The organism is Rhizobium sp. AC27/96, assembly GCF_001692325.1.
Lineage (GTDB): Bacteria > Pseudomonadota > Alphaproteobacteria > Rhizobiales > Rhizobiaceae > Rhizobium.
On sequence record NZ_LXKN01000018.1, the window covers coordinates 1 to 16,200 of the forward strand.

Below are 16,200 nucleotides of genomic sequence, written 5' to 3' on the forward strand. Positions count from 1 at the left end.
GTCGGATCGATCTCAGTCATCATGGCGCATGCTCCGATAGGCGATCCAGGTCAGGAACGCGGTGATCGGCACCCAGGCGAGCTGGTACCAGTAGAAGAAGGGAAAGCCCAGCAAGACCGGATCGTGGCTGTTGTAAAACGGTACCCAGAGCAAGCCTATATACGGTATCACAAGCAGCCAGCAGGCCGCCGTCCCAAAGCGTTTGTCCATATCCGATACCTCTCAGGCGGCGCGTCCGCGCCACCATGTTGCAGTTGTCAGAGTGGAAGGTGGCGCGCGTCAGTCCGCGATCGCAGTGCGCGCCCGCTAGCGAAAGCCAAGAAGCTTTGCCTACGCGAAAACAGACTGACGAATGTGAATTCCTCCCAACGGCCCGCCGATGGCCAGCCGCTGACAATGTCCTACGGCGAGCCTGCTGCCCGAACAAGATGCATGCAGAGGCGAAGTGTGCGGGCCTACCCAGAAGTGGGTAGACGGACGTTAGGCCGCTCCCGCCGCGATCCCGTGGTCAAGAGCGTAGCGGATCAGACCGGCTGTTGTGGCGATGCCGAGCTTCTTCTTCAAATTCTTGCGATGCGTTTCGGCCGTTGCGGGTGTAATTCCGAGTTCTTCGGCGATCTCGCGGTTGCTACGGCCTATGACGATCAAACCCAGGATGTGGCGCTCGCGCGCCGTCAGCGGGTCGGCTTCCTTTTGGATCTGGTCCGCTATCAATATGTCGCGCACGCCGGATGAAAAATAAGTCCCGCCGCCAGCCACTGTCTCGATGGCGCAGACGACTTCGTCGGTCGACACGTCCTTGAGAATATATCCGACTGCGCCGTGCATGATCGACGAAGAAATATATTCGCGGCTGTCATGCATGGACAGCATCACGATCCGCGTCTGCGGAACCTCGCGGCGAAAGAGCTCGATCGCATCAATGCCGCTGAGCTTCGGCATGTTGATATCCATCAAGGTCACTTGTGGCAGCGTCCTTCGGGCAATCTCCAGGCCGATTTGCGCAAGGCCTGCCGTACCCACCACCTCGATATGATCGAAGGTCTCCAGCACGGCTTTCAATCCGTCAAGCACCACGGGATGATTGTCGATCAGCAGAACGCTGATCCTGTCTCTTTTCATGCTGCGTCCACCCTTGCTCTTGGCGAGGCATTGGCCGATTTCGGCAGCATCGCAATGAGCGTCGTGCCATCGGCTGTACTTTGAACGAGAAGCAGGCCGCGGAAATGCGCCATCCGTTCCTGCATGTTCCTGAGCCCGAGCCCGCCCTTGCTGTCCTCAGTGCCGTCAAAACCAATGCCGTTGTCCGAAATTCGCAGGCGTGCGCGTCCCCGATCGCTCCAGAGCTTGATCGTGAGACGCGTCGCGCCGGAATGGCGTTCTACGTTATTCAGGGCCTCCTGAGCGACACGGTAGAGTGCCGTGCTCGCCTCGGGCTTCAGCATGCTGATGAAGCCCGAAGTATCGATCTCGGTTGCGATCCCCGTCCGCTCGGCGAAATTGTTCGCGAGCGCCGTGAGTGCTGCCGTCAGGCCGAGATCATCGAGCACGCGAGGACGGAGATCATGCGAAAGTCGCCTAATGTCCTTAATCGCGCTGTTGAGGGTATCGATACCCTTCTCGATCGTCGTGGCGGCATCATCGACGTGGTTTCGTACCTTGCGGTTGGCAAGATCCATGACGTAGCGCACGCCGAGGAGGTTCTGTGACACGCCGTCATGCAATTCACGGGCAAGCCGCGCGCGCTCCTCCTCCTGCGTATCTATTACCCTTTGCGTCAGCTCCTTGAGCCGGCCATCGGCCATGCGTCGCTCACGGAAGGTCAGCAGCATGCAGGTCGTGAAAACGACCAGAACGGCAGGAACGGCAATGAGTGTGACGACGATGAAGGTTCCTCTTATGTTGGCTCGCATGGCGGAATTGGCAGCCGCGGTCTGGATGAAAATATCGTCCAGATAGACGCCGGTTCCGACTACCCAGTGCCATTTATCAAGCCCGACAGCGAATGAGAGCTTATCGGCGACACGGCCGGTGGAGGGCTTCTCCCATTTGTATTGGTGCAGGCCTCCGCCGGCTTTTGCCGTTTTGATGAGCTCCGCGATGACCTTGTCACCGTCAGGGTCGGTCAAATCGAGCCAATTGCGTCCGTTGCGAAATTTCTCGCGCGGATGAACGATGTTGTTCCCATCATAATCGTAGACAAAGAAGTAGCCGTCCGGGCCGTAGTCAAGGGATGTCAGGATCGCGGCAACCTTGTCCTTCGCTGCCTGGTCGTCCGGCGCTGCATCCCGATAGGTCGCCTGAATGGCCGACACTGCAAGATTTGTAAGGTTGACGATTTCCTTTTCCTTCGCCTTCAGCATGTTCTGCTCGAAGGTCTCGATATTGCTCCTGGTGAGGGTGATCGATTGCCAGGTAATAAAGGCGGTGATTGCCAGGATAGAAATGACGAGAGGCGCAAGCGCGAGCGCAATAATCTGGTTGCGTAGTGTCAACGATTGCTCCTCCCAAGAACCGACGCGGAACCATGGCGCGTGTTGGATACGAATTCAACGGCTTCTCAGCGGTGCACATCCATAAGTGTCAATGAGTACGGGGCATAGCCCCTCTCGGAGTAACCTTGAGAGCTGACGGCGACCTGGCACGCACTTTGCGATCAATTGAAGGAAATTCAATTTCTGCCCGGCTTAGTCAATTTTCTTCTGAAAATCGGCAATTCTCGCCTCTGCAAGCGAAATGCAGGCCAAAATTAGATTTCGATTTCTTTGACGTACCCCTGATGGCTCCATAGCATTTGAAGCGTTTCAATGGATCGGGAAGCCATGAAAAAGGGACGTCCGACAATTGCTGATGTTGCACACGCCGCCGGTGTCTCCGTCGGAACCGTGTCCAATTTCCTGAACGAAACGGTTCCCGTTAAAGCGGAGACGGCCGAGCGGATCCAGTCAGCGATACAGAAGCTCGCCTATCGCCCGAGTGTGTTTGCCCGGTCGCTGCCGATGCTGTCCGCAAAGACGGTTCAGGCGAAGGAGGGCAATCCGCGTCTGCTTGTCGTCGGCCATATCTGCCTCGATTATCTCTGCCGTGTTCCCGTTCTTCCCCATCGCGACGACCGTGTGGCGGCCGAGCATATCAACAAGGCGCTTGGAGGCCCCGCCGCCAATCTGGCCGTTGCCGCCGCTGGCGTCGGCGCCCCTTACGAGCTTCAGATCGATCTTGCGACGGCAATCGGAGATGACGGGGACAGCGAATGGGCGCTGGCCGAATTGCTGGCACGTAACGTCAATGTTCTCCCCATTCGCCGGCCCATCAAGAACCGCTTGCCGCGGGCGATCGTGATCATCGAGGCCAATGGCAGCAGGACGATCATCCACGAGACATTCGAGCTGAGCGAGATCGACTTGACCGAAAATATGGAGATAGCTCCGGCCAATGTCCGTTCCTGCGTTCACATTGAAGGTTTTCACTACGAACGGATGATCCCTTCGATCGCCAGGTTTCATGCCGCTGGCTGGAAGGTGAGCCTGCACACAGCCGGGCTTCCCGCCGGCTCGCGGACGCCGGCAGCCTTTGCGGATCTTATCGGGCAAGTCGATCTGACCTTCATCAATGATGAGACGTTTCGGGAGGTCTTCGGCATACGCACGCCGCTGGCATCCATGCTGGATGAAGCGGAACACATTCTCAAACGGATCAAGACGCGTGGCGACGTTGTGCTGACGCTCGGTGAATTCGGAGCTGTCGTCTTCAAGAAAGGCGGCGGCACGACCATCGAGGTTCCGGCACTACCCGTGACGCGGGTCGATGCCACGGGGGCCGGCGACGCCTTCGCGGGGATATTCTTAAGCCTTTGGCTGCACGGCAAGTCGCTTGCCGAAGCGGCGCGCCACGCCGCGATCGGTGCCAGCCTGACGACAACTGCCGAAGGCGCACAGGGACGGCCGGCAAGCGCCGACGAGATCGAGGCCCTGCTGCCATCGATCGAAGCAAAAACCGCGGTCCAAATGTGACCGCCATGTCCAACAGAAGTTACGCAAGGAGATAATGATGACGATTAGGGTTCTGCTGGTCGGAGAGAGTTGGGTGAGCTCGGCCACTCATTACAAGGGCTTCGATCAATTTGGCAGCGTCACCTTCCATCTGGGCGCAGAGCCGCTGGTTGCAGCACTCCAGGGCAGCGAATTCGACATCACCTACATGACTGCACATGACACGGTGGAGAAATTTCCGTTTTCGCTGGAGGAACTGTCCGCCTATCAAGCCATCATCCTCTCGGATATCGGCGCGAATTCCCTGCTTCTGCCGCCGGCCGTCTGGCTGCACGGCAAGCCGGTGGCAAACCGGCTGAAGATTATTCGTGATTGGACGGCAGCGGGCGGCGGCCTGGTGATGGCCGGCGGGTATTTCAGTTTCCAGGGCATCGATGGGAAGGCGCGCTGGCGCCGGACGCCGGTCGAAGAAGCGCTGCCTGTGACCTGCCTGCCCTATGACGATCGGCTTGAGATTCCGGAGGGATTTCGGGCTGACATCAAGCAGAAGCATCCAATTCTGGCCGGTATAGACGGCGAATGGCCGCTGCTTCTCGGCGCCAATGAGGTCGTCGTCAAGCAGCAGCCCGGCGTCGAAGTTCTTGCCACGCTGCCTGAAGCCGAGGGTGGCCATCCGTTGCTCGTGACCGGCGGATACGGCAAGGGCCGCACGGTCGCCTGGACCTCGGATATCGGGCCGCATTGGCTGCCGAACGAATTCGTCGCCTGGCCGGGCTACGCCACTCTCTGGAAGAACATCCTGCGGTGGGTCAGCCATGCGGCATGAAGCCCATCAAGCAAGGGGATCGACAATGACACAGCCATTCCTGCGGGCAAACGGCATCAGCAAACGCTTCGGCGCACTGGCGGCGCTGACCGGCGTCGATCTCGATATCAACAGCGGCGAAGTCCTGGCTCTGCTCGGCGACAACGGCGCCGGCAAGTCGACATTCGTCAAGATCCTGGCAGGTGCGCATGCCCAGAGCGACGGGGAGCTTCTTGTCGAGGGGCAGCCGGTCAATTTCTCCTCGCCGAAGGATGCGGCAAGCTCCGGTATTGCCACGATTTTCCAGGAGCTTGCTCTATCGGAGAACCTGTCGATCGCCGAAAATGTCTTCCTCGGCCGCGAATTGAAGCGATCCGTGCTGGGCATTCCTTTTCTGCGGCGGACGGAAATGCGCGAGCGCGTCGATGCCCTCCTGCATGAGCTTGAGGCCCATATTTCCGATCCGGAGGCACCGGTCGGCAGTCTGTCCGGTGGTCAGCGCCAGGCGGTCGCCATCTGCCGTGCCCTCAATCTCAATGCCAGGCTTGTCATCATGGACGAGCCTACGGCAGCGCTCGCGGTTGCCGAGACACGCAAGGTGCTGTCGCTGACGCGGCGGCTTGCCGAGCGCGGCTGCGCCGTCGTGCTGATCAGCCACAACATTGCCGACGTCTTCGAGGTTGCCGACCGCATGGTCGTCTTCCGCCGAGGCCGCAAGGTCGCCGAAAGACGGCGGCTCGAAACGACACCCGAAGAAATTGTCTCCCTCATAACAGGCGCTCATCCCGACGTGCGGGCGCTTGAAAACAATAAATAAAAAAGCGCGTTCAATCTCCAGAGGATCATAAAATGTTCAATCAATTCAAGAAGGCATTCATAGCATCATCACTGGGCCTGGCCCTCGCATCGGCGGCTGTCGCTCAGGACAAGCCTAAAGTTGCGTTCGTGCCCCAGCTGATCGGCATTCCCTATTTCAACGCCATGGAAGAGGGCGGCAAGCGTGCCGCAAACGACCTCGGCGTGGATTTCATCTATTCCGGCCCCGTCGATACGAACCCCGTCGACCAGCTCCAGATCGTGCAGAACCTGATTGACCAGGGCGTCAATGCTGTTTCCGTCAGCGTGTTGGATGCTTCCTCGATTGCGCCCGTGGTCGAGGCCGCCAAGGCGAAGGGCGTCAAGCTGTTCACCAGCGATAGCGATGCTCCCGATAGCGGCCGTGCCGTGTATGTCGCACAGGCGACCGATGAAGGCCTCGGCGGCGCCATCATCGATGAACTGGTCAAGCGGGTCGGCGACGACGCCAAGATCGGGATCGTTTCCGGTGAGGCAACGGCGTCCAACCTCAACGCCTGGATCGGCTTCATGAAGCAGCGGGCTGCTGCCAAATATCCCAAGCTCAAGCTGCTCGAGCCGCAATATGCCGGCGGCACCGCACAGCGCGCCGGCCAGATTGCCGGTGACCTCATGACGGCCAACCCCGATCTCAAGGCGATCATCGCGGTTGCCTCGTCGACATGCCCTGGCGTGGCGCAGGCCATCGAGACGGCGGGCAAGATCGGCACGGTTATCGGAACCGGCTATTGCAGCCCGAATACCGCACGCGCGTACCTGAAAAGCGGCGCCTTCGGCTTCACGGTTCTGTGGGATCCGGCGCAACTCGGCTATCTGACTGTTTGGGCCGGCAAGCAGCTGATCGACGGCAAGGTCTTTGCGGCTGAGAATACGGTTCCAGGCTTTGCTGCTCCCGTCACCTACGACGCAGCCAAGGGCATCCTGCTGCTCGGACCTCCAGCGATCTTCACTGCCGACAATGTCGACAAGTTCAACTTCTGAACGTGGATGATCAGGCAATGCGACGGTCTAGTCCACACTTCCTAGCCATGGGCGGACGTGAATGGGCGCTATTCAGCGCAATCATTCTCGCCGCGCTCGTCTTCACCGTCGCATCGCCCTTCTTTGCGACAATGGGCAATATCGATACCATCATCCGCAACAGCATCGAATTGATGCTTGTCGGTCTCGGCATGACCCTGCTGCTTGCCATGGGCGGCATCGATGTCTCCATTGGCATCGTCATGGGTCTTGCCGCAATCGGCGTCGCAAATGCCTTGCTCGCGGGTTGGGGTGCCTTGCCCGCGGCATTGCTGGGCCCGGCCATCGGCGCGGCCCTCGGCCTGTTTACCGGCAGCGTTGTGGTCATCGGGCGCATCCCGGCAATTGTCGGTACCCTTGGTCTCTTCGGTGTCTATCGAACGGCGGTCTTTGCATTGCTCGGCGGCCAGTGGCTGTCGGGCCTGCCGACCAACCTGACAGGTTTCCTGGCAGCGACGGTCTTGGGCATCCCCGTTGCTGCCATTGCCATCGCCATCGTCTATCTCGCGCTTTGGCTTGCATTGCGGCGCACGCCCTTCGGCCCGCACCTTCTATCGATTGGCAATTCCGAGGAGAAGGCGCGTCTGTCCGGCGTTCCGGTGACGAAGGTACGTCTTGCGACCTTCGTCGTCAGCGGCGCACTGACCGGGCTTGCCGCAAGCTTTTACGTCGCCAACTACCGCAATGTGGAAATGGCGATCGGATCGACACTGGCGCTGGATGCAATCGCCGCCGTCGTCCTCGGCGGCACCAGCATCATGGGCGGCCGTTGCAGCCTCATCGGCACGGCCCTTGGCGTCATTCTTCTCAGAATTCTGCAGAACGGCCTGCTGCTGGTCGGCGTCCCCTCGCTCTGGCAGCCGGTGGTGACAGGCGCTCTTCTCATCGGCGTCCTCGCGCTGGAGATGCCGACCTCGCAACTCGTTGCACTGAAGACGAAGTGGATGCGCGGATGACCAGCAATCCAGCAATGAACGGTTCCTCTCGCATCCTGTTTCTGTTGGCGGCCCTTTGGATCGCGGTGGTCATACTGCTTGCGCTTTTCAAACCATCCATGTTTGGCGAGGCAACCGTCACCACCATCCTCCAGTTCTCGACCATCCTGGCGCTTGTGGCGCTTGGGCAGGGCCTGGTCGTACTGGCCGGCGGTGCGGGTATCGATCTCTCGGTCGGCGGGATCGCGTCTCTATCGGCCGTCATCACCATGCTTGCGGTCAAGAGCGGCATGCCGGTGCTTGCCATCCCGCTTGTCTGCATCGTTGCCGGAGCGGCGCTCGGCGCCTTCAACGGTCTGCTGGTGACGCGCCTCTCCATACTCCCCTTGATCGCCACACTCGGGACGCTCTTCATCTACTCGGGCCTCGCCGTCGCATTGACGGGTGGAGCCGCGCAGTCCGGCGTCCCCGGCTGGCTGCTGACATGGGGAAGGGGAGTGGTCTTCGGTCTGCCGGTCCCCTTCATCACCATCGTCGTTCCGGTATTTGCTGTCGGTTCCCTGCTGCTGATGCGAACCGCATGGGGATGCTGGATTTTCGCCATGGGCTACAACGAACGCTCAGCGCGGCTTGTGGGTATCCCGGTCGATCGCGCCCGGCTCACCATGTATGCGCTCAGCGGCGCCTTGGCCGGCCTTGCGGGGCTCGTCTCGATTGCCTGGCTTGGCAGCGCCCGGCCGAATATCGGGCAGAACCTCGAACTTGAATCCCTGACGGCCGTGATGCTCGGAGGCGTAGCCATTACCGGCGGCGTCGGCGGAGTTGGCGGCATTCTCGCCGCTGTCATTCTGCTGATCACTCTCAAAACCGGCCTGCTGCAACTGAACGTCAACACGGTTTGGCAGGTCGGCATCGTCGGTGCGCTGCTGATCGCTGTTCTGTTGATAGACCGCCTTTCGAAACGCTGGAGATAACCATGCCATCCATTGAAAAACTGATTGCCGAACGGGTCGAGGCCGCACATGAGCGCATCGTCGCAACGCTGAGCGATCTCGTCTCTTTCCCGTCGATCGTCAAATCCAACCCGAAGGAAGCCGGGCCCGGCGAGCGCGATTGCCAGCTCTATCTTCAAAAACGTCTCGAAAGCCTCGGCTTTACCACTGATCTGTGGGATCCGGATGGTCCGGCGCTCTATGCCAAATATGAGGGGCGCCCGGGTGCAAACAAAGGCAGGACCTTCGAGGGAAGGCCGAACCTCGGCGGCGTGCTGAAGGGAACAGGCGGTGGCCGTTCCATCATGCTGACCGGTCACATCGATGTCGTGCCGCCCGGCGCGCCCGAGCATTGGACGACCGATCCTTTCGGCCCGGTGCTCAAGGACGGTTTCCTGCATGGACGCGGCACCGTCGACATGAAGGGTGGGGTTGCCTGCATGCTCATGGCAGTCGAGATCCTGAAGGAGATGAATATCCCGCTGAAGGGCGACGTGGTCTTCACGACGGTGGTCGATGAAGAGATCGGCGGCATGGGTTCTCTTGCCATGGTCGATCGCGGCTTCCGAGCGGATGCGGGCATCATGACGGAGCCGACAGCCAACCGCATCGCTCCGCTCTGCCACGGCATTCTGTGGGGCAAGATCATCATCGACGGGATCGGCGGTCATGCCGAGCTGACGCCGAATTCCTGGTACACGAGCGGCCCGGTAGATGCGGTGCAGCTTTGCCGCCAGATGCTTGACGGCATCGATATCCTCAACCGCCGCTGGATGTTCGACCCGAAGAAGAACCATCCGCTCATGGACCTGCCGAACCAGATCATCGTCACCCAGCTCAAGGCCGGCGAGCATCCATCGTCCATGGCAGGCAAGGCCGAGATCATCATCGATGCGCAATATCTGCCGAGTGAAAAGGACGAGTTCGGCCTTGGCGGTCATGTGAAGCGAGAGATCGAGGAGCATGTCCGCAACATCTGCCAGGCAGATCCCTATCTTCGCCAGCATCCGGCGCGGGTCGAATGGATCCTCGATGCCGATTGCGCGGAGGTGCCGGCCGATAATCCGTTCGTGCAGCTGCTTCAGGAAGCGGTCGAAACCGCAGAACTATCGCCCGTACTTTCCGGGTTCGGGGCGCATAGCGATATCGGGCTGCCGACCTCTCTTGGCAATACGCCGACCGTCAATTTCGGACCGGGCGACCCCGCTCAGGCGCATCAACCGAACGAGCGCGTATCGGTTCGCGACCTCGTCGATTGCACCAAGGCCATCGCACTCGCCGTGCAGAAATGGTGTGCCTGACCGGGCGTCCACGTAATGTGGCCCGGATATTTTGATTGATGCAAGTTCCGACGCTGAACACACGGCGTCGGCCTTTCGGCGGCAATCAATAGCGCGCTTGCAAGAGCAGCCTGAATAGATGCGCTCGGTTTTCAGCACCGAAACTGCCGCTGTAATTCAATGCGAGTGACACCTGTTGGCTAAGGGCAATATCGAAACCGGCATCGAGCACCAGTGAGTCCTGATCGACCACCGTGCCGCTTTCGGTGAAAATATCGCCGCCGGCAAAGGCCATGCGGGACGTGATGTCGAGATCACCGAAGGCGTGCCGCCAGCCAAGGGAGCCGTAGAGCTTGCCGGGCATGCCCGCCAGAGCGATCTCGCGCTCCGCACGAGCACCGAATGTAGCGAAGGTAATGGCAGACTGATCGGCGCTTCCGCTCAAGGCCGCTGCCCCTCCGCGCTCAGAGAAAGCATTGGTCCGCACATCGGTGAAGGTGAGGTTTGCAAAAGGCTCGAGGCGAGTCTCGCCTACGGAGACCTGATAGGCCAACTCGCCAAACACCTGCGCCGTATGCGCATAATAGTCGGCTCCGAGTTCGTCCGAATAACCCGAGAAATTAATGTCTCTCAGAGTTGAAACGGATTGCAAGGTGTAGGTGCCGCCGAGCCGAAGCGCCAGGGCGCCCCACTGCCTGCCGGCATAGAGCCCGACATTGTAATTGTCGGTATCGGCATGGGCCGAGACACCAGACTGGCTGAACCGGCTGCGGCCGTAACCTGCAAGCGCGCCAACGCGCCAGTCCGAGCCATCAAGCATGGTATCGAAACCGAACAATATACCGCCTGTATTGCTGCTGCCATTGTCCGAAGACGTCCAACCCCCGTAAGGCGTGCTCCAGAATGTCGCGAGGCCGTTGGCGGGATCGGAAAGGATGTCATCGATCGCTCGTTCCGATCCCGTCTTCTGGCGCTGGCCGACATCTGTATAGGCAAGGCCTGCATCTCCCGATATTCGTGTCTGCGCGGTGCTGTTGGCGACACCACCTTGCAGGCCGCGCAGGCGATCGATTGCGGCGTCACGGACAAAGCGGCCATTGTCGAAGGCCGTGCTGGCAAGTGACGTGTGAATCTCGCCGGCCAGTTGCTTCAGCGCGGCGGACGCTTCATTGAGGGTCAACACGGCGACGGCATTATAGAGCGTGTTCGACGCCCCCAGGCTTTCAATACCGTGTGCTGCTGAACGCTGGTTGGCATTTGCCCCGGCGGTGGCAAAGGAAATGCCATTGCGTTCCAGCGTGAGGTCGATCGTGTTGCCGGAATAGCCAAGAACAGGGGTGACAAAGGCGTAGTTCGATTGAATGGCATCAAAGCTGCCGGAGATGCCATTTCCTGCCGAAATGATCGTATAATTCGTGAAGGCCTTCAGATCAGCGCCGACCAGCGAAAGCGTTCCGCCTGTCAGGTTGGCGGCCCCGGTAACGTCGATCCGGCTGGAAGTCGTTCCATTCCCTTCGATGAGAATGGTGGAGCCGCTTTGCGCGGTAAGATCGCCATCGATGGTCAGCGTGCCGGCGCCGTTGCTGCCAGGTGCTAGCGTCGAACCGGCTCCGACAACCGTCGAGCCGACGGTACCTGTTCCACCGAGCTGTCCATAGCCGCTCAAGGCAATCGTGCCGCCCAAGGTGCCATCGACAATGAGGCTGCCGCCCGTGATCGTCGTCAGACCGCTGAAGGCGCTCGAATTGCCGGTCAGCGTAACGTTGCCGGATGCGACATAGAGGGACCCGGTCCCATCGATTGCGGCATTCAAGGATTGGGGAGCTCCGGCGAAATTGAAAACGAGAGAGCCGTTGCCGCTGCCGAAATGAATGGCATCGACGTCAAGGGTTGCAGCCCCCGTCGCGGTCTGGCCAAGCGCCGATCCGACATTGACCGAGGCCGTCGATCCTGTCTGCGCGGCAATTGTCAGGCTCGTGGCGGAAAGCGTGGCGCCGCCACTCACGGTGAGGGCGGCATTGCCGGCCTGCCCGACGGTGAGCGCATTGTCGACGGAAAGGGTCGATCCTTCGCCGGTCACGGTCACGGCACCGCTGCTTCCCGCGGCGTTGCCGATGATAGCGTTTGCCGTGCTGACCTTACCCCCGAGAATGACATCCAGGCTGCCGTTTCCGGCATCACCGACGGCAAGCGTGCCCTGATTGCTCCAGCTTGAGCCGGCACCCGTGACAGTCGCCGAACCGCTTGAGCCGGATGATGTCGCAACGCTGGCGCCCTGGCTCGTCACCGTGCCTGCCGATGAAACCGCAAAGTCTCCCGTTCCTCCATTCGCGCTGCCGATCTCCAGCTCGCCATTGATATCCCAGTGGCTGCCAGCGCCGCTGACAAGTGCCTGGCCATTGCCGCCCGAGGCAGTGCCGAGCGAGGCGTTTCCAGTGGAAGCGGTGGCCCCGGACAGGACTTTCAGCGATCCGGAGCCGGCCACGCCATCTTCAAAGTCGCCGTTGATATCGAAATGGCTGTTGCTTCCAACGACGACCACGCTGCCACTCGATGAGCTCTCCTTGCCGAGCGTTGCCGTAGCAGCGCTGACGCTTGCCTCTCCCGACACGGTCAGCGATCCGTCACCCTGATTGCCGATGCCGAGATCCGCATTGATATCCCAATGCGAGCCGGCGCCATCGACAGTCACCGCCCCGATCGAATTCTTGCCGTCGGCAATGACAGCCGACGTGCTTTTGACTTCCCCACCGGTGCTGATATCAAGCCTGCCGTTGGCGCCGGAACTATCGGCGTCGGTATGATCGCCGCCGACCAGCAGTGCGCCGGTATCCCAAAGCGAATCGGAGCCACCAACCGTGACGGCGCCGCTCGCGAAGCGCCCGATGACGGCGGAGGCACTTAGAACCGTTGCTCCGGAATAAACCGAGAGAGCACCATCGCCACTTGATCCCACGGTCAAGATGCCACTCGTGGTCCATTGCGAGCCGAGACCCGAGACAGTCAGGGAGCTGGTGCCGTTGCTGCTCCCAAGGCCGATCGTGGCATTGTCGTTCGAAACGGTTGCACCGGTGGATATGGCCATCGTTCCGGTGCCGTTGCCTCCGACGATCAGATCGCCATTGATCAGCCAGCTGGTACCGGAGCCGGAAATCGAGGCGTTGCCAGTGCTGCCCGCGCCATAGCCGAGTGTCGCATCGCCGGTGCTGGCGGTTGCGCCCGATGTCACATCAAAAGAGCCTTGCCCGTTATAGCCGATGAACAGGGGCTGACCGCCGGAGAGCGTGAAGGTCGATTGGCCGTTCACGGCGATGCTGCCGACACTGCCGGCTGCGTTGCCGATATAGGCAGCTCCATCGCCCAGATACTGCGCTCCGGCGCTGATCGTAAATGTTGCCGCTCCCTGATCGCCTACGACAAGTGTACCGTCATTTTGCCAGCTGGCACCGGCACCCGTCAGGTCAAGGAGACCGGTAGCGCCGGCGTGGGAGCCCAAGGCGGCCGACGATGTATGTAGGGTGGCGAAAATCGTCAGGGCGCCGTCGCTGTCAAGGCCGACCGTCAGGTCGCTCGCGGAAACCGAGCTGCCACCCAGGACTTCGGCGGGAAGATTGCCGCCGTCGATCACCACGGAGGTAACGGAGCTCGGGACCGATGCTGTCGACCAGTTGCCGGCGTTGCTCCAGTCGCTATCGACGGCACCCGTCCACGACAACGACGCCGCGCCGGCTGCTACCGGCGTCATGCAGGCCGAAATCGGCACGAGAAAGGTCGAGATGCGCAAGATGGCGCGAGCCGCAGCCAACATTGAAAATGCTTCCTACAACGTGATGTTGCACATCTGTAGAAACGACATTTATGGTTAACGTTCTGTAAATCCGGCGCCAAAATTGATCGCTTAGGTCCGCGAAGCCTCTGGAAATTCATTCCGCCCGCGCAAGGGAAACCGTCGCTTTCCGCGACCGGAGCATTCAGCCGGTCAATCAATTCTCGTCGGGCGACCGCGCCTCTCCTACATGCCGATACAATTCGGGCCGTTCCCGAAACATGCGGGATACGTCGACCTTTCAAGGTCCCTTCGTCAACGGGTGCCGCAGGTGCGGCACGAAACAAGGAGTATCTCATGTCAAAGATCGAAGGGGTTTCCAGCCGAAATCGTCTCACCGCGCGGGTGGTCTCATTCGCCGTCGGTTCTATTATGCTCGTGCCTGTCGGATATCTGACGCCGGCCAACGCGGCCGACGCCATTCAGACGGCCGTTGTAAAGGCGAGTTCGGATGAAAGCATAAGGCCGTTCCCGATCCATGTTCCGCAGGCGCAACTGGACGACCTGCGCAAGCGTATCGCGGATACGCGCTGGCCGGACAAGGAAACAGTCGGCGATTCCTCGCAGGGCATTCAACTGGCAAAGGTCCAGGATCTCGTGCGGTATTGGGGCACGGATTACGACTGGCGCAAGGCTGAAGCGCAACTCAATGCCTTGCCGGAATTCGTCACAACGATCGATGGTTTGGACATCCAGTTCATCCATGTTCGCTCCCGTCATCCCAACGCGCTTCCGGTCATTCTGACCCATGGCTGGCCGGGCTCGACGTTCGAATTCATCAAGACCATCGGCCCATTGACCGATCCCACCGCTTATGGCGGGCGTGCGGAGGATGCATTCGATGTCGTTATTCCTTCGATCCCCGGTTATGGATTTTCCGGAAAGCCCGCCGAACTCGGCTGGGGGCCTGACCGAACGGCGCGGGCATGGGATGTGTTGATGAAGCGGCTGGGATATGACCACTACGTCTCCCAGGGCGGCGACCATGGCTCGGTCATATCGGATGCTCTGGCTCGCCAGGCGCCGAAGGGCTTGCTCGGCATCCACCTCAACATGCCCGCAACCATTCCGGGCGACCTGGTGAAGCCCATTAACAGCGGTGATTCGGTCCCGGCAGGCCTTTCGAAGCCGGAGGCAGAGGCGTTCCACTCGCTCAGCACTTTCTTCGGGCGAAACGCCGCCTATGGCGCCATGATGGTTACGCGGCCGCAAACTATCGGTTATTCGCTTTCCGATTCACCCTCCGGTCTGGCGGCATGGATGTATGAAAAGTTCGCCCAATGGAGTGACAGCGGCGGCGTACCGGAGCGTGTTTTTTCCCGCGACGAAATGCTGAATGACATTACCCTGTACTGGCTCACGAATACGGGCGCATCGTCGTCCCGCTTCTATTGGGAAAACAACAACAACAACTTCAGCGCCGAGGCTCAGAAGACCAGGGACATCAAGATCCCCGTGGCCATCTCGGTCTTCCCTCAGGAAATCTATCGCGCCCCGGAGAGCTGGAGCAAGAAGGCCTACCCAACGCTCTACTACTACCACCAGGTCGACAAGGGCGGTCACTTTGCGGCATGGGAACAGCCTCAGCTGTTCGCCGAGGAGTTGCGCGCAGCCTTCAAGCCCTTGCGTTGAACGCATGGAGAGAATGCGGCCCCTTACCAGGAGCCGCAAACCTGCAGGGATGCTCATGGTGTGGCTCTCGAAACAAAAGGGCGCCGTCCTTGAGGACCACCCCTTTTGACGACAGCAGTCGCATCTCGAGACCCGGTTTCCAGTTCGAAGGTAAGAACCGGAGTTTGGTGGTTTTCTCGCTCCAATACCTCTCATCCAGGCCATCGAGTGGTTTCGATGGTAGCTCGAAGCGAGAAGAGGATTATTTCCATGAGCAAGGAAGAAGACAACAAGGCCGTCGTCGTGCGCTGGTTCACCGAATTCTGGGGCAAGGACGCCAATCTTGCCGTTATCGATGAGATCGCGGCACCCGATATGCTCCTGCAGTATTCGCTGCACGAGCCCCGTCGCGGCCGCGCGGACATCAAGTCGTTCATGACCGACTTCCGCGCCGCGTTCCCCGACCTCAACTTCTGGGGCACTGCCGATCTGATCGCCGAAGGTGATTATGTCGTCGGCCAATGGGAAGGTGGAGGCACGCATACGGGCCCGGCATTCGACGATTTTCTCCTCGGTGGCCTGCCTGCCGCAACCGGCCGCAGGATGCACTTCACCGGCAAGACGGTCCTGAAGGTCGTCAATGGTTTGATCGTCGAAGAGAATGGCCTGGACGACGGGCTGACGGCGATGATGCAGCTCGGGCTCATAAACAAGGACTGATCGAACAGGAGATAGTCCGCCTGGAACGATGGGCTTTTCTCCGAATGAAGAATTGAGGCTCGCGCCAACCCAGGTGCGAGCCTCATTTGCTTTCTGGTCCTTTTCAGTCTTTGCGCAGGAATCGGGTGGGTATCATTCCGATTTGAGAGCAAGGATCGGAGTGTGAC

13 protein-coding genes are annotated in these 16,200 nt (G+C 60.1%); 9 read left to right on the forward strand and 4 right to left on the reverse strand.

What is annotated here, in order from left to right:
• Positions 1–12 precede the first annotated feature (12 nt).
• The 3 genes from A6U86_RS13750 to A6U86_RS13760 all read right to left on the reverse strand — a co-directional run bounded on the left by A6U86_RS13750 (position 13) and on the right by A6U86_RS13760 (position 2,495).
• Positions 13–210: a DUF3311 domain-containing protein gene (locus tag A6U86_RS13750; protein ID WP_068391887.1), complete on the reverse strand. Its 198-nt coding sequence runs from the start codon at positions 208–210 to the stop codon at positions 13–15.
• A gap of 270 nt (positions 211–480) precedes the next feature.
• Positions 481–1,122, reverse strand: a complete 642-nt coding sequence (locus tag A6U86_RS13755) for a response regulator transcription factor (RefSeq protein ID WP_068391890.1) — start codon at positions 1,120–1,122, stop codon at positions 481–483.
• Entirely contained in the window at positions 1,119–2,495 is a 1,377-nt protein-coding gene (locus A6U86_RS13760) for a cache domain-containing protein (protein ID WP_068391893.1), read from the reverse strand. Before A6U86_RS13760 ends, A6U86_RS13755 begins: the two co-directional genes overlap by 4 nt.
• 327 nt (positions 2,496–2,822) lie before the next feature.
• Here A6U86_RS13760 and A6U86_RS13765 point away from each other — a divergent pair, with 327 nt between their 5' ends.
• From A6U86_RS13765 to A6U86_RS13795, 7 genes are read left to right on the forward strand one after another with little or no spacing between them, the layout of a single operon-like run.
• Positions 2,823–4,010: a carbohydrate kinase family protein gene (locus tag A6U86_RS13765; protein WP_068393900.1), complete on the forward strand. Its 1,188-nt coding sequence runs from the start codon at positions 2,823–2,825 to the stop codon at positions 4,008–4,010.
• A 37-nt stretch (positions 4,011–4,047) separates the two neighbouring features.
• Positions 4,048–4,815: a glutamine amidotransferase gene (locus tag A6U86_RS13770; protein WP_068393903.1), complete on the forward strand. Its 768-nt coding sequence runs from the start codon at positions 4,048–4,050 to the stop codon at positions 4,813–4,815.
• A gap of 25 nt (positions 4,816–4,840) precedes the next feature.
• Positions 4,841–5,611, forward strand: a complete 771-nt coding sequence (locus A6U86_RS13775; RefSeq protein ID WP_068391896.1) for an ATP-binding cassette domain-containing protein — start codon at positions 4,841–4,843, stop codon at positions 5,609–5,611.
• Positions 5,612–5,643: 32 nt separating this feature from the next.
• Positions 5,644–6,630, forward strand: a complete 987-nt coding sequence (locus A6U86_RS13780; RefSeq protein WP_068391899.1) for an autoinducer 2 ABC transporter substrate-binding protein — start codon at positions 5,644–5,646, stop codon at positions 6,628–6,630.
• A gap of 17 nt (positions 6,631–6,647) precedes the next feature.
• The gene (locus A6U86_RS13785) at positions 6,648–7,625 is read left to right on the forward strand and encodes an ABC transporter permease (protein ID WP_068393904.1); all 978 of its coding nucleotides are present in this window, start codon (positions 6,648–6,650) and stop codon (positions 7,623–7,625) included.
• Positions 7,622–8,578, forward strand: a complete 957-nt coding sequence (locus A6U86_RS13790) for an ABC transporter permease (RefSeq protein ID WP_083196879.1) — start codon at positions 7,622–7,624, stop codon at positions 8,576–8,578. The genes A6U86_RS13785 and A6U86_RS13790 overlap by 4 nt, the downstream gene beginning before the upstream one ends.
• 2 nt (positions 8,579–8,580) lie before the next feature.
• Positions 8,581–9,897, forward strand: coding sequence for a M20 family metallopeptidase (locus A6U86_RS13795; RefSeq protein WP_068391905.1), 1,317 nt, complete (start codon positions 8,581–8,583; stop codon positions 9,895–9,897).
• 85 nt (positions 9,898–9,982) lie between these two features.
• Here A6U86_RS13795 and A6U86_RS13800 read toward each other — a convergent pair whose 3' ends face one another.
• Positions 9,983–13,684: an autotransporter domain-containing protein gene (locus A6U86_RS13800; RefSeq protein WP_068391908.1), complete on the reverse strand. Its 3,702-nt coding sequence runs from the start codon at positions 13,682–13,684 to the stop codon at positions 9,983–9,985.
• Positions 13,685–13,999: 315 nt separating this feature from the next.
• Between A6U86_RS13800 and A6U86_RS13805 the strand changes: the two genes are divergently transcribed.
• Both A6U86_RS13805 and A6U86_RS13810 read left to right on the forward strand, forming a co-directional pair.
• The gene (locus A6U86_RS13805) at positions 14,000–15,334 is read left to right on the forward strand and encodes an epoxide hydrolase family protein (protein WP_068391911.1); all 1,335 of its coding nucleotides are present in this window, start codon (positions 14,000–14,002) and stop codon (positions 15,332–15,334) included.
• A gap of 249 nt (positions 15,335–15,583) precedes the next feature.
• The gene (locus tag A6U86_RS13810) at positions 15,584–16,033 is read left to right on the forward strand and encodes an ester cyclase (RefSeq protein WP_068391913.1); all 450 of its coding nucleotides are present in this window, start codon (positions 15,584–15,586) and stop codon (positions 16,031–16,033) included.
• Positions 16,034–16,200 lie beyond the last annotated feature (167 nt).